This is a genomic window from Actinoplanes sp. NPDC024001 (assembly GCF_040638955.1).
GTDB lineage: Bacteria > Actinomycetota > Actinomycetes > Mycobacteriales > Micromonosporaceae > Actinoplanes.
This window is the reverse complement of sequence record NZ_JBEZZB010000191.1, coordinates 3,822-17,871: the sequence shown is the minus strand read 5'-3', so window position 1 is coordinate 17,871 and position 14,050 is coordinate 3,822. Positions and strand designations below refer to the sequence as shown.

The 14,050-nt window shown below is 71.5% G+C and carries 9 protein-coding genes and 1 pseudogene; 7 read left to right on the top strand and 3 right to left on the bottom strand.

Annotation, left to right across the window (positions count from 1 at the left end; genetic code table 11):
• The 5 genes and pseudogenes from AB0F81_RS43820 to AB0F81_RS43800 all read left to right on the top strand — a co-directional run.
• A pseudogene (locus AB0F81_RS43820) lies at positions 1–956 on the top strand (pectate lyase); the annotation flags it as partial.
• A complete protein-coding gene (locus AB0F81_RS43815; protein WP_360208770.1) occupies positions 956–1,879 on the top strand; it encodes a pectate lyase in 924 nt (307 codons plus the stop codon). The pseudogene AB0F81_RS43820 and the gene AB0F81_RS43815, both read left to right, overlap by 1 nt.
• On the top strand, positions 1,879–2,826 hold the full coding sequence (locus AB0F81_RS43810; protein ID WP_360208767.1) for a right-handed parallel beta-helix repeat-containing protein: 948 nt from the start codon (positions 1,879–1,881) through the stop codon (positions 2,824–2,826). The genes AB0F81_RS43815 and AB0F81_RS43810 overlap by 1 nt, the downstream gene beginning before the upstream one ends.
• A gap of 192 nt (positions 2,827–3,018) precedes the next feature.
• Positions 3,019–5,976 (top strand): hypothetical protein, encoded by a 2,958-nt coding sequence (locus AB0F81_RS43805; RefSeq protein ID WP_360208764.1) that lies wholly within the window; start codon positions 3,019–3,021, stop codon positions 5,974–5,976.
• Positions 5,977–6,047: 71 nt separating this feature from the next.
• A complete protein-coding gene (locus AB0F81_RS43800) occupies positions 6,048–7,844 on the top strand; it encodes an FG-GAP-like repeat-containing protein (protein WP_360208761.1) in 1,797 nt (598 codons plus the stop codon).
• Between the two features lie 39 nt (positions 7,845–7,883).
• On the opposite strand, the gene AB0F81_RS43795 is transcribed toward AB0F81_RS43800, so the two are convergent.
• The gene (locus tag AB0F81_RS43795) at positions 7,884–9,704 is read right to left on the bottom strand and encodes a Xaa-Pro dipeptidyl-peptidase (RefSeq protein WP_360208758.1); all 1,821 of its coding nucleotides are present in this window, start codon (positions 9,702–9,704) and stop codon (positions 7,884–7,886) included.
• A 119-nt stretch (positions 9,705–9,823) separates the two neighbouring features.
• Here AB0F81_RS43795 and AB0F81_RS43790 point away from each other — a divergent pair, with 119 nt between their 5' ends.
• On the top strand, positions 9,824–11,425 hold the full coding sequence (locus tag AB0F81_RS43790; RefSeq protein WP_360208756.1) for a M28 family metallopeptidase: 1,602 nt from the start codon (positions 9,824–9,826) through the stop codon (positions 11,423–11,425).
• A gap of 55 nt (positions 11,426–11,480) precedes the next feature.
• On the top strand, positions 11,481–12,215 hold the full coding sequence (locus tag AB0F81_RS43785) for a LamG-like jellyroll fold domain-containing protein (RefSeq protein ID WP_360208753.1): 735 nt from the start codon (positions 11,481–11,483) through the stop codon (positions 12,213–12,215).
• Positions 12,216–12,337: 122 nt separating this feature from the next.
• On the opposite strand, the gene AB0F81_RS43780 is transcribed toward AB0F81_RS43785, so the two are convergent.
• The gene (locus AB0F81_RS43780) at positions 12,338–13,144 is read right to left on the bottom strand and encodes a patatin-like phospholipase family protein (RefSeq protein ID WP_360208750.1); all 807 of its coding nucleotides are present in this window, start codon (positions 13,142–13,144) and stop codon (positions 12,338–12,340) included.
• A gap of 141 nt (positions 13,145–13,285) precedes the next feature.
• Complete coding sequence (locus AB0F81_RS43775; RefSeq protein ID WP_360208747.1) at positions 13,286–13,717, bottom strand: hypothetical protein; 432 nt, start codon at positions 13,715–13,717, stop codon at positions 13,286–13,288.
• Positions 13,718–14,050 lie beyond the last annotated feature (333 nt).

The following is a 14,050-nucleotide window of genomic DNA, read 5'->3' as shown; positions in this document are numbered from 1 at the left end:
GTCCACCACCACGGCGATCCGCTCCCCCGGCCCGCTCGCCTCGGCGATCTGCTCGCTCAGCACCGGCGGCACCGGCTGCTCCAGCTGGCTGGCGAGGCGCCGGCGGGCCGACCGTCACGGTCAGCACCCCGGCGGCGTTCCTCGACCACATCGCGCGGCCCGGCCCGTACGTCATCCAGGTCTCCGGCACGATCACGCTGCCCACCGGCACCACCGACGGCATGCACCGGGTCACCTCGAACAAGACCATCGTCGGGCTGGGCTCGACCGCCGCCCTGGTCGGTGGCGGGCTCACCATCGGCCTGCCGGTCTCCTCCGCGACCAGCCCACCGGCCGGCGCCGTGCACAACGTGATCATCCGCAATCTCCGGCTCTCCGGGGCGAGCGACGACCTGATCAACGTGCAGATGTTCAGCCACCACATCTGGATCGACCACAACGACTTCTCGAACGGCGACGACGGCGCGGTCGACATCAAGCGCGGCTCGGACCTGGTCACCGTGTCGTGGAACAGATTCCACGACCACGACAAGACGCTGCTGCTCGGGCACGACGACGACAACGGGGCGCAGGACGCGGGGCGGTTGCGGGTCACCTACCACCACAACTACTTCGACGGCTCGGACCAGCGGAACCCGCGGGTGCGGTTCGCGCCGATCGTGCACGTCTACAACAACTACTACCGGGACAACAGCTACGGGATCGCGTCCACCAACGACTCCGGGCTGTTCGTGGAGGGCAACTACTTCTCCAGCGTCAACAACCCCGGGCGGGTGGACTTCAGCGGGCCGCTCGGGCGGATGGTGCAGCGCGACAACATCCTCGTCGACTGCAACCACGCCATCGAGACCCGGGGCACGGTGGCGGATCCGCGGACGTTCTACCCGTACACCGCGGACGCCGCCTCGTCCGTGCCGACCATCGTGCCGGCGGGCGCCGGCGTAGGGAGGATCTGATGCACGGCTTCCTCGCGGCAGTGCTGGCGGCCGGTGGGCTCGTCATGGCGGCGCCGGCAAGCACGGCCGACGGGTTCGCCACCGGCACCACCGGTGGCGCCGCCGGGCCCACGGTGACCGTCACGAACGCCACCGATCTGGCCCGGTACGCCGGGGCCAACACCCCGTACACCATCCTGATCTCCGGCCGGATCACCGCGAGCGACATGATCACCGTGGTGGCCAACAAGAGCATCCTCGGGGTCGGCTCGACCGCAGAGATCACCGGCGGCGGGCTGCAGCTGGGCACCACCACCCGGCCCGGCAACAACGTGATCATCCGTAACATCCGGTTCAGCGACGCCGACGACGACTCGATCAGCGTCACCAACGGCGCCCACCACGTGTGGATCGACCACAACGAGTTCCTGCCCGGCTACGACGGCTCGCTCGACATCAAACGCAAGTCGACCAACGTGACGGTGTCCTGGAACCGATTCCGCGGCACCGACAAGACCATGCTGCTCGGCCACTCGGACAACTACCGCGAGGACGTCGGCTACCTGAAGGTGACCTACCACCACAACTGGTTCGAAGGCTCCAACCAGCGGCATCCGCGGGTCCGGTTCGGCGAGCCGGTGCACGTCTACAACAACTACTACGACGACATCGGGCTCTACGGGATCGCGTCCACCGAGAACGCCGGCGTGGTGGCCGAGGGCAACTACTTCGAGAACGTGGCGTTCCCGTGCCACTCCACCGGCGGGTACGCCGAGAGCAATCCGGGCCGCCTGGTCCAGCGGGCCAACGTGTTCGTGAACTCCGGTCCGTGCGAGGCGGGCGGCACCGTCGCCGAGCCGTCCGGCTACTACTCCTACCAGCTCGACCCGGCGTCGTCGGTGCCGTCCCTGGTGACCGCCGGCGCCGGTGTGGGGAGGATCTGATGCGGACACTTCTCGCGGCGGTGCTGGTCGCCGGCTCACTCGCCGCCGCCTCACCGGCGGCGGCCGCGCCCTCGACGGTCGACGGGTTCGCGGCGGTCGCCGCGCTCGGGTTGAGCACCACCACCGGCGGGGTGGGCGGTCCCACGGTGACCGTGGACACCACCGATGAGCTGCTGGACGCGATCGACACGGTCGGCCCGATGATCATCCAGGTCAGCGGGACCATCGAGATCACCAGCAAGCAGGGGGTACGCCCGAACAAGACGATCATCGGGATCGGCGCGAACCCGACGATCTCCGGTGGCGGGTTCGACTTCTACCGGTCGTACAACGTGATCGTGCGGAACCTGACCTTCGTCGACGCCGAGGACGACGCGATCAATGTCGGTCAGCAGTCGCATCACATCTGGATCGACCACAACACCTTCCGCCGGCCGGTGGACGGGTCGATCGACGTGGTGCGCGGCGCCGACTACGTGACCGTCTCGTGGAACCACTTCGCCGGCACCGACAAGAGCATGCTGATCGGCCACTCCGACGGCGCGTCCGGCACCGACGTCGGCCGTCTCAAGGTGACCATCCACCACAACTGGTTCGACGGCTCCCGGCAGCGGCATCCCCGGGTGCGCTTCGGTGAGCCGGTGCACGTCTACAACAACTGGTTCGACGGCAACGAGCTCTACGGTGTCGCCTCCACCATGAACGGCGGCGTGGTGGTGGAGGGCAACGCCTTCACCGGCGTGCCGTACCCGTGCTTCTCCACCAGCGGCTACGCCGACAGCGGCCCCGGGCGGCTGGTGCAGCGCGGCAACCTGTTCACCGGCTCCGGCCCATGCGAGGCGGGCGGCACGGTGGTGGAGCCGCGGACGTACTACCCGTACACCATGGATCCGGCCGCGAACGTGCCCGCGCTGGTGCAGGCCGGCGCGGGCGCCGGAAAGCTCTGACGCAGAGCCGGGCGGCCAGGGCGGCGTCGGCGGTCCCGCCGAGTTCGTGCTCCAGCCTGCTGACCAGGGGCGATGGCCTCGTCGAGTCGATCGGCGAGGCCACTGCCGTCCCAGCAGCCGGTGCAGACCGGTCTCCACCGGCACCCGGTCGGACCCTTTCGGCAGGACGGTGGAAGACGCCATCATCCTCTCGTGAGGCAGCGATCGAAGTCGCCCGCTCGGCAGCCCGGCTGGTTGTCGCTCGTCCAGATCGTCATCGTCACGGCGCTCGTCGGCGCGGTCACCAACGTCTTCACCGGGATCCTGCCGAAGGAGTGGACCTGGGCCGAGGACTGGAAGCTGATGGGTTCGGTCCTGGCCGCGTTGGTCCTGCTGCTGGTGATCCTGACCGTCGTCCAGCACCGGCGCGGTGCGGCAGCCGCCCCGCCCGGTCCCGTCATCCACCGGGCCGAGGTGGTCTACACGGCACCGGTCACCGGTGCGCCGCACCCGCCGCGCCGCCACCCGGCCCCGGACTGGCCGGCCAGGCTGCCGCGGCTCGGCGACGTCGCCAACCAGCCGCTGGCGCTCCGCGTCCACCAGGCGATTCCGCTGCCCGGCAACGATGCCGGCCAGCATCACGAGGTCGCGCCGGCACCGTGGTGGAGACCGCCCTGGTGGAAACCCGGAGCGGAGCACGCCCGCCGGCCACCGAGCGGGCCCGATCCGGCCCTGCCCACCTTCGTGGCCCGCGACGTCCAGCCCGAGGTGCAGGCCTGGATGCGGCAGGCCCGCCGGGACGGCGGGATGCTGGTGGTGGTCGGCGACTCCTCGGTCGGCAAGACCCGGCTGCTGTACGAGGTGGTCCGCGCCGAACTGGGCGACATCACCCTGCTCGCCCCCGACCTCGGCAACGGTGACATGGTCAACGACCTCGCCGAACGCATCGCCGACGACACCCTTCCGCCGCTGCTGGTGTGGCTCGACGAGCTGCAGCGCTTTCTGCCCGGCCCCTATCTGACGCCCGGGTCCACGCCGATCACCCCGGCGACGGTGCGCCGCCTGCTCGACGCCGCCACGCCGGTGGTCATCGTCGGCACCCTGTGGCCGGCCCACGCGACCGAGCTGCGGGCCCTGGACACCGATGCCTCGGGCGGACCGGCGCAGCCGCGGCATCCCGGCGCGTACGACGTGCTGAGCGACGAGCGTCTGCACGACGTCCCGCTGGAGAGCTTCTCCGAGGCCGAGCGCATCGCGACGGTCGCGCTGGCCCCGAGCGATCCCCGGCTCGGGCGGGCACTGGCCGTACGCGACTTCAACGTGACCGAGACGCTCGCCGGCGCGCCCCGCCTGATCCGCCGTTACCAGCAGGCCCGCGGTCCCGCGCAGGCCGTGCTGCACGCCGCCGTGGACGCGCGGCGGCTCGGCATTCAGGCGCCGCTCACCGCCGAGTTGCTCTGCGCGTGCGCCCGGGGATATCTGACCACCGCCCACCCCGACGACTCCGCGCTGGAGCGGGCCATCATCGAGCTGACGGAGCCCGAACCGGCCACCGCGCCGCTGCGGCAGGAGTACGACGCCGAGCGGCGCCGCGTCCTCGGTTACAGCGTCGCCGACTACCTGCTGCAGCAGGTGAGCCGGCAGCGGCGTACCGCGCCGGTGCCCGCGGTCACCTGGCAGGCCCTGGTGGATCACCCGCACTCGCCGGAGGACCGGCGGCGGCTGGCGCTCAGCGCCGACAACCGCCGGCTGTACGGCCACGCCCGGTCCCTGCTCCGGCAGTGCGCGGACGACGGCGATCCCCAGGCGGGCGAGCGGCTGGTGCGGCTGCTGGTGGAACAGGACGACGTCGACGGCCTGCGATCGGAGGCCCGGTCCGGCAACACGGTCGCCGCCGAGAACCTGGCGAAGCTCCTGGCCGCGCACGGCCGGGTGCGGGACCTGCGGGAACGGGCCGACGAGGGGGACCGGTTCGCCGCCGAGCTGCTGGCGGAGGCGCTGGCGCGCAACGGCAACCTGGCCGAGCTACGTCAGCGGGCCGACACGGGCCAGCCGTTCGCCGCGACGTACCTGGCGGAGGCGCTGGCCAGGCACGGCCACCTCGTGGAGCTGCGGGACCGGGCCGACTCGGGTGACCGGGTCGCCTCCGCCCGGTTGGTGGATCTGCTGGCCCGGACCGGCGACGTCGAGGAGCTGCGGGCCCGGGCCGAGGCCGGCGACCGGCCGGCCGCCGAACGGCTGGGAGATCTCCTGGCCGGCCAGGGCGATCTCGACGCGCTGCGGAGCCGGGCCGACGCCGGCGACTTCTTCGCCGCCGAACGGCTGGCGGGCCTGCTGGCCGGGAAGCACTTGCTGGACGAGCTGCGCACCCGCGCCGACGCCGGCGACGAGTTCGCCGCCCGCCGGCTGGCGAGCGTCCTGGCCGGCTCCGACGACCACTCGGAACTGCGCGACCGGGCGGATCGCGGCGACCGCTTCGCCGCCCGGGAGCTGGCCGGCCTGCTGTGCGGGCGCGACGACCTCAGCGAACTGCGGGAGCGGGCCGACGCGGGCGAGTGGTTCGCCGCCCGGCGGCTGGTCGAGCAGCTGGCCGAGCGCGGACACATCGACGACCTGCGCGACCGGGCCGAAGGCGGCGACGAGTTCGCGGCCGGATGCCTGGTGGCGCTGCTGGTCAAACGCGGCGACGTGACCGAGCTTCGACGGCGGGCCGACACCGGGGACGAGTTCGCCGCCCGCCGCCTGGTCGGTCTGCTGGTCAAGCAGGGCAACCTCGCGGAGCTGCGGAAACGGTCCGGCGCCGACCCGGTCGCCGCCCGGCGGCTGGCGGTCCTGCTGGCCGCGGAGGGACGTCTCGAGGAGCTGCGCGCGCGGGCCGGCACCGGTGACCGGTTCGCCGCCGAGCAGCTGGCCGCGGTGCTCGCCCGGGCCGGCGACGTGACGGAGCTGCGGGAGCGGGCCGACGCCGGTGACCGGTACGCCGCCGAGCAGCTGGTGGGGCTGCTCGTCGAGCAACGGGACTTCGCCGGGCTGCGCGCCGAGGTCGTCGCCGGAACGGCCACCAGCGCGCGCCGGCTCGTCGAGCTTCTGGCGATCGGCGACGACGCGGACCGCGCCGAGGCGCAACGCATCAGGCGGTGGGGTCTCGGGCCCGACGGATCGACCGCCTGAGGGGGCAGCCCGCCGACGGTCATCGATGTTAGTTTCGCGGCTCGATGATCACTTCCACAGAGGAGCCCCCATTGCTCAACGGAAGACGGCGCTGGACAGCGATCGCTGCCGCGGCCGCATTCGTCATCACGGGAAGCAGTCCGGCGATCGCTCAGGCGGCCGCCGCGACCACCGTGGTCGACACCAGGGACGAGCTGCTGGCGGCGCTGAGCAGCGCGACGGCCGGTGACACGGTGTTCGTCGACGGCGCCGCTCAGATCGACCTGACCGGGCACAAGCGGATCGCCATCCCGGCGGGGGTGACCCTGGCGAGCAACCGCGGTGAGAACGGCTCGCTGGGTGCGCGGCTCTACAACACCGAGTCGATCGTGCTGAAGGAGACGTGGCCGCAGTTCACCGTCACCGGCAGCGGCACCCGAATCATCGGCCTGCGGCTGCAGGGGCCGGACCAGCTGATCCGCGACGACCCCTACGAGTACTCGAACTCCGACGGCATCTCGGCCAGCGACGCCTCCGACCTGCTGATCGAGAACAACGAGATGTTCGGCTGGTCGCACGCCGCGGTGGCGGTGCGCAACACCCTCGAGGTGCGGGTCCGCGGCAACAACATCCACCACAACCGGCGCACCGGCCTGGGCTACGGCGTGATGGTCCACGACCACTCCAGCGCGGTCATCGAGGACAACACGTTCGCCCACAACCGGCACTCCATCGCCGGCACCGGCTACCGTACCGAGCGCTACGAGGCCCGGTTCAACGTCGTGACGGCCGCGCCGCAGTCGCACGCCTTCGACATGCACGGCGAGAACGAGGAGTACGCCAACGGCGAGCCGTGGGCCGGCGACGTCCTGCACGTCAAGAACAACAGCTTCCGCACCGCCGACTACCAGGCCTTCGTGGTACGCGGCCGCCCGTTCACCGGCGCGGTGGTGTCGGGCAACTGCTTCGCGCACGCGAGCAGCGCCACGGCGGTCGCGCAGACCAAGTTCACCGGCAACCTGACGATCGGCGCGAACACCTACGGCACCACCACGGGCAACTGCCACCAGACCGGGCGCCGCGTGCAGTGGCAGCTCTCCGCCGGTGGCACCTCGTCGTGGGCGCCGATCGCGCCGTACACCTTCTCGGTCGGCGAGGTCGGCTTCGGTGACTTCAACGGCGACGGCAAGACCGACGTGTTCCGGGCGACCGGCCACCGCTGGTACTACTCCCCCGGCGGCACCGGCCCGTGGGTGCCGCTGGCGCTCTCCGGCGACCAGCTCGCGGACCTGCGCTTCGGCGACTTCAACGGCGACGGCACCACCGACGTCTTCAAGGCCGACGGCACGACGTGGCGGTACTCGCCCGGCGGCGCGTCCAGCTGGGTGACGCTGACGAGTTCCGGCTTCACGAACGACGCGCTGCGCTTCGGCGACTTCAACGGCGACGGCAGGACCGACGTCTTCCGGGCCAACGGCACCCAGTGGTTCTACTCGTCCGGCGGCAACTCCAGCTGGACGGGGCTGGCCCTGTCCGGGACGGGCGTGGCGTCGCTGCGCTTCGGCGACTTCAACGGCGACAACAAGACCGACGTCTTCTCCGTCTCCGGCAGCCAGTGGCGGTACTCGCCGGGCGGCGCGTCCAGTTACGTCAACCTCGCCACCGCGAGCGACCCGCTGACGTCGCTGCGCTTCGCCGACTTCAACGGCGACAACAAGACCGACGTGTTCTCGATCTCGTCCACCAACCAGTGGCGGTACTCCTCCGGCGGCGCCACCAGCTGGCTCAACCTGGCCTCGTCGGGTTGCCCGCTGGGCAGCCTGCACGTGGCGGACGACTTCACCGGCGACAACAAGGCCGACGTCTTCGACGGCCGCTGCGGCGGATGAGAAGGGGGCCGGCCACCACGGTGGCCGGCCCCACGCACGTCAGGACAGTCGCAGCTTCAGCTGCGAGGCGCCCGGCTGCACGCCGACCACGGTGCCGGCCGGGTAGCGCAGCGTGTGATCACGCTCGGTGGAGATCAGCACCAGGCCGATCCGGTGGCCGGGCGCGAACACGTGGTCGGTGGACTGCAGGTTCCACCGGAACGTGTACGCCTTGCCGGCCCGGATCGGCGTGGTCACCGCCGGCGACAGCCGGTTGCGCACGTCGATCCAGCCCCGGGTGACGATCTCGTACGGGGTGGTCGCGGTCACGTACTCGCGGCGGGCGAAGCAGCCCGGATCGCCCTCGATGCCCGGCCCGATGCAGTCCTGCACCGGCAGCGTCCGCACGCCGGCGAACCGTTCCGCCGGACCGTAGTCGACCAGCAGCGCGGTCAGATACGGCGAGTCACCGGTCAGGTCGGCACGCACGGTGACCTCCGGCGTCCCGGACAGGCGGGTCTGTCTCGTCAGCGGCGGCGTCAGGTACGCGAGACGGTTCGGGTCGATCGCCGTCTCGTTCGCGGCGAGGTCCTCCGCCGTACGCGCGGTGTTGTCGACGAAGGTCTGCCGAGTGAAACTCGGCCGCCCGCCCAGCGTGCCGTCGCCGAGCCGCAGGGTGGCCGGCCGGGCCTGCGGGATCGGCCAGTTGCGGGAGGTCTCCCACTGGTTCGGCGCGACCTCGACGTCGGCGATCGGCTCCCGCATGATCCCCGTGTCGATCTTGTAGAGCCACTGGTCGAACCAGCGGTGCAGGGTGTTGAGCCACTGCTCGCGCCGGATGTTGAACGGGTCGGTGTGCCCGGCCTGGTGCAGCCAGATCTTGCGCGGCACGTGGTTGCGGGCCAGCGCGTCCCACCACTGGCCGGCGTGCTGGGTGCGCACGTTGAAGTCGTGCAGCCCGTGCACCAGCAGCACGCTGGCGCGCACCTTGTGGGCGTTGCGCAGATAGTCGCGCTCGGCCCAGAACCGGCTGTAGTCGCCGGTCTCGCGGTCCTGATCGCGTTCCAGGGCCGCCATCACGCCGGCGCAGACCTCCGGGTTCTCCCTGGTGAGCACCGCTTTCGCCAGCACGTCGGTGTCCTCGCCCTGGAAGCCGCCGGGCGCGACGACGCCGCCGTTGGCGCGGTAGTAGTCATACCAGCTGGAGATCGCGGCGATCGGCACGATGGTCTCCAGGCCGCGCACGCCGGTGGCGGCGACCGCGTTCGGCAGGGTGCCGTTGTAGGAGACGCCGATCATGCCGGTGCGCCCGGTGGACCAGGCCGCCTGGACCGGCTCGCCGGCCGCGTCGAAGGCTTTGGCCCGGCCGTTGAGCCAGTCGACGACGGCCTTCATGCCGAGCGTCTCGTTGTGCCCGCCGGAGGTGGGGCAGCCGGTCGAGCCGCCGGTGCCGAGGCTGTCGGCGAAGACCACGGCGTAACCGCGCGGCACGAAGTAGTTGTCGAGATAGCCGGCGAAGGTGATCGTCTCGGCGCGGTTCGCGCTGACCCCGGCGCGCAGGGCGCTCGCCCCGTCACGGTCGATGTCGTCGTGGTTCGGGACGTCGTTGAGGCCGGCGTAGTAGGGGCTGGGCTGGAAGATGACCGGCACCCGTTTGTCGGTCGAGGGGCGGATGATGCGCACGGCCACCCGGTCCGGCACGCCGTCGGCGTCGCTGTCGGCCGGGGACTGGACCCACACCTGCTCGCGGATGGCGGAGGCGTAGTCGTGAATCGGCTGTGTACCCGCGGTTTCCGCAGGTGGGGCGGCAGATGCCGACGTGGCCGCGGTGGCGGCGACGACGACGGACACGGTGGCCGCCAGTAGTCGGGCGAGTCGCATCGCGTCACCATATCGCCGCGGGTCGATCGTCGGGGGGCATCGCCCGTTCGTCGGGTGCATCGACGCCGACCATCGTTTAGGTTGACGGTGTTCCGAAGTGGACAAGGGAGATTTCAACGATGAAGCTTCGTTTGCTGGCGGCCGCCGTGACCGCCTCGGTGCTGGTGCTCGCACCAGCCACCGCGGCCACCGCCGGCGGCCACCACGGCAAGTCCTGCGGGAAACAGGCCAACGACACCTACGCCGAGCTGCTCAAGTGCGTGACGCTCGGCGGGGTGATGGACCACCTCGAGGCGTTCCAGAAGATCGCCGACCGCAACGACGACCCGTCGTACCCCGGAACCCGGCACGCGGGCACCGAGGGCTACGCGAACAGCGTCAAGTACGTGGCGAGCGAGCTGCGCAAGGCGGGCTACCGGGTCACCTTCGACCCCTTCGAGTTCCAGTTCGTCTTCCCGGCGCTGCTGCAGCAGCTCACCCCGGTGAACGCCGAGTACGAGACCGGCGCCTTCACCAACAGCCCGCCCGGTGACGTGACCGGCCCGGTCATCCCGGTCGACCTCAACCTCACCGGCGACCGCGCCAGCACCAGCGGCTGCGAGGCCGCCGACTTCGCCGGCCTGGACTTCAGCGGGCCCAACGACATCGCCCTGATCCAGCGCGGCGGCCCGCCCGACAACTCCTGCACCTTCATCGTGAAGGCGCAGAACGCCCAGAACGCCGGCGCGGAAGCCGTCGTGATCATGAACCAGGGCAACGACCCGACCCGCGAGGGCCTGATCGTCGGCACGCTCGGCGAGAACCCGCCGATCACCATCCCGGTGGTGGGCGCCAGCTTCGCCAACGGTGTCGCGCTGGCCCAGGCCGGCTCGACCGCGCACGTGCGGATCCTGCCGTCCGAGACGCGCACCGACGTCAACGTGATCGCCGAACTGCCCGGCAAGAACCGCGACAACGTCGTGATGGCCGGCGCGCACCTGGACAGCGAGTCGCTCGGCCCGGGCATCAACGACAACGGCTCCGGCTCGGCCGCGATCCTGGAGACCGCGCTGCAGATGGCGAAGGTCAAGCCGCAGAACACCGTGCGTTTCGCCTGGTGGGGCGCGGAGGAGCTGGGCCTGATCGGCTCCACGGCGTACGTCGAGGAGCTCACCCAGACCGAGCGTGACCGGATCGCGCTCTACCTCAACTACGACATGGTCGGCTCGCCCAACTACATCTTCATGGTCTACGACGCCGACCAGTCGTCGTTCCCGGCCCCGGTCGCCGTTCCGCCGGGCTCGACCGCGATCGAGGACCTCTACGAGTCGTACTACACCTGGAAGGGTGAACCGTACGACGACGCCGAGTTCTCCGGCCGCAGCGACTACCAGGCGTTCATCGAGGCGGGCATCCCGTCCGGCGGCCTGTTCACCGGCGCCGAGGTCGTCAAGACCGAGGAGCAGCAGGCCATCTGGGGTGGTGTGGCCGGCGAGTCGTTCGACCAGTGCTACCACATCGCCTGCGACGACATCGACAACCTGGACAAGCACGCGCTCGAGGTCAACAGCGACCTGATCGCGTTCGCCCAGCTCACCTTCGCCTACTCGACCGAGTCGGTGAACGGCGTGCCGGGCAAGAAGGTCCCCGGCAAGCCGATCAGGCTGCCCGCCCCGGCCGGCCCGGAAGGCACCTTCACCAGCACCGACGGCGGCGACGCCCCGCACCACCCGGAGGGCTGAGCCACATCGCAACCGCGGGCCGTGGCGTTTGCGCCACGGCCCGCGTTGTCTTGTCGTGACACCCATCCCGCTCCGCCGTCTCGTCGTGCCGGGGCTGCTGCTCCTCCTGCTGACCGGAAGCTTCGCCACGCGCACCCGCGCCGTCTGGGTGCCGGCGCCGCCGCTGCGCTACGTCGCGCAGTACACCTTCGACGGCACGGCCCCGTGGGCCGACGCTTCCGGCAGAGGGCACACCCTCACCCCGGTCATCGGCGGGAACGCGACGGTCATCCGTACCCCGCATGACCGGGGTCAAGCCGTGCGTTTCCCGCCGCGCTGCGCTCGCGGCCGGCCGTGCCCGCGTCTGGTGTTGCGCGCGGCGAGCACGCCCACGCTGAATCCCGGCGCGCGCCCGCTGCGCTACGGCGCAGCCGTGCGCCTCGCGCCGAACCGCACCAGCAAAGGCCAGAACGTGCTGCAGAAGGGCTACTCCACCGAGGGCAGCCAGTACAAACTCCAGATCGACGGCCGCTCCGGCCACCCCAGTTGCGCGCTGGTCGCCGGGCCGGCCATCCACCTGGCGCTGGCCCGGATCAGCGTGGCCGACGACCGCTGGCACACCCTGGAGTGCCGGCGCGCCGGCACCGGCCTCGCGGTCCTGGTGGACGGCGTCACCCAGGGCAGCACCACGGTCGCGGCCGGACTCGCGGTCAGCAACGGACATCCGCTCAGCATCGGCGGCAAGAGCGCCTACGGCGACAACGACCAATATCACGGTCTGCTCGACGACGTCTGGGTGGCAGTGGGCTGAGCTTTCCCTTCATCGGTACGACAGAGCCGCGATGCGGCAGCCACTCCCGGCCGCAGCGCGACCGCCGGGCTCAAGCAGTGGGTCCGGGCCTGCCACTCCCGGCCGCAGCGCGACCGCCGGGCTCAAGCAGGGGGTCCGGCCTGCCACTCCCGGCGGGCGGCGGCCGCGGCCCGCAGCGCGCGCAGCAGCGGCAGCGCCCGCTCGGCGGCGGCCCGGCCGGCTTCCTCGAACTCGGGGATGCGGGACAGCTCCCAGAACGCGTACTCGTCCACTTCCGGGCAGAGCACCAGGTCGGCCTCCTCGGCGAGCCGGTCCGTGCCGCCCGGCTGCAGCGTGCTCACCGCGACCATGATGTGCAGCAGCGTGGTCGGCGGGCGGCGCGGCAGCGGCCCGGAGACGTCCACCGCCACCACGATGTCCGCGCCCATCCCGCGGGCCAGCGCGGCCGGCACCATGGTGACCAGGCCGCCGTCGACCAGCAGATGCCCGTCCCGGTCCACCGGCGGGAACACGCCCGGGATGGCAGCGCTGGCCAGCACCGCGCTGCCGACCGAACCCTCACGCAGCACCACCTCACGCCCGGTGGTCAGATCACAGGCGACCGCGGCGAACGGGCGGCTCAGCTCGTCGAACCGCAACCCGCCGACCGCGCTGTCCAGGAAGGCGGCCAGCTTCGCCGTCTCGAACAGCGCCTTGCGGGTCCGGGCCGGCCGGATCAGCCGTGCCCAGCGCAGCGTCTGCGCCAGCTTGGCGATCTCCGACGGCGTCTTGCCGGCCGCGTAGAGCGCGCCGACGAGCGCACCGGCGCTGGTCCCGGTGATCACCGCGGGTTCCAGGCCGGCGCGGTCCAGCACGTCGAGCACGCCGATGTGGGCGGCGCCGCGCACCGCTCCCCCGCCGAGGGCCAGGCCGATCCGGATCTCACTCATTCCCACCACACTGCGGTGCGCGGCGGCCGGAGACAAGCACCGCCGCCCGCTCAGCCCACCCGCGCAGCGTTCCGTTGCGACGGGCGCGCCGCCCACTCAGCCGACCCGCGCGGCATTCCGCTCGACGAGCGCGCCGCCCGCTCAGCCCACCCGCGCGGCGTTCCGTTCGACGAGCGCGACCAGCCCGGCCAGGTCGGAGGCGAGGGCGTCGGCCAGCCCGTTCATCTCGGCCGCGCGTTCGGCGGCCTTCGGCCCGTCCATGCGGACGTGCAGTTCGAGGCGGCTGCCGGTGCCGTGCGGATGCGATTCGTGCCGCACGGTCAGCTCGGCGCCGTCCAGGACGACGGTGTCCTGGTAGGCGACGCCGGGCACGAGGTCGGAAACGATGAAGACGCACTCGGGGCCGTCCTTCGCCTTCATCACGCCGCGGGCGCCCTTGACCAGCGGCCCGTCGAGGCGCAGGTATTCCATGCCCGGCGCCCACTCCGGGTGGGTTTCCACGTCACACCACCGGGCGTGGAAGTGCTCCGGCGCCACCCAGGAGTCGGCGGTCAGGTACGCGATCTCGATCATGGCTGCATCCTGCCAGCTAGATCGACATCCGTCCCACCTGCCGCTCCCCCCGGCGGTCCAGCGCTCAAGATGGCCGGCCGAACTGCCCGCGCGGACAGCCAGACAAACTACTGCCCACTTGCCGAGTCGGACAGGCTGACCGTCAGTCTCCTCCCGACCGAAACAGCTCCCCCGCGCAGCCGGACCAACCAGCTGACCGCCAGTGCCGCCACAGCCCGGCCGAAGCAACCCCCACGTGCAGCCGGACCAACCAGCTGACCGCCAGTGCCGCCACAGCCCGGCCGAAGCAACCCCCACGTGCAGCCGGACCAACCAGCTGACCGCCAGTGCCGC

Excerpts from the sequence above, each read along its gene's own strand:
- AB0F81_RS43815 (WP_360208770.1), top strand. The coding sequence starts at position 956 with ATGCACGGCTTCCTCGCGGCAGTGCTGGCGGCCGGTGGGCTCGTCATG.
- AB0F81_RS43810 (WP_360208767.1), top strand. The coding sequence starts at position 1,879 with ATGCGGACACTTCTCGCGGCGGTGCTGGTCGCCGGCTCACTCGCCGCC.
- AB0F81_RS43795 (WP_360208758.1), bottom strand. The coding sequence starts at position 9,704 with ATGCGACTCGCCCGACTACTGGCGGCCACCGTGTCCGTCGTCGTCGCC.
- AB0F81_RS43790 (WP_360208756.1), top strand. The coding sequence starts at position 9,824 with ATGAAGCTTCGTTTGCTGGCGGCCGCCGTGACCGCCTCGGTGCTGGTG.
- AB0F81_RS43780 (WP_360208750.1), bottom strand. The coding sequence starts at position 13,144 with ATGAGTGAGATCCGGATCGGCCTGGCCCTCGGCGGGGGAGCGGTGCGC.
- AB0F81_RS43775 (WP_360208747.1), bottom strand. The coding sequence starts at position 13,717 with ATGATCGAGATCGCGTACCTGACCGCCGACTCCTGGGTGGCGCCGGAG.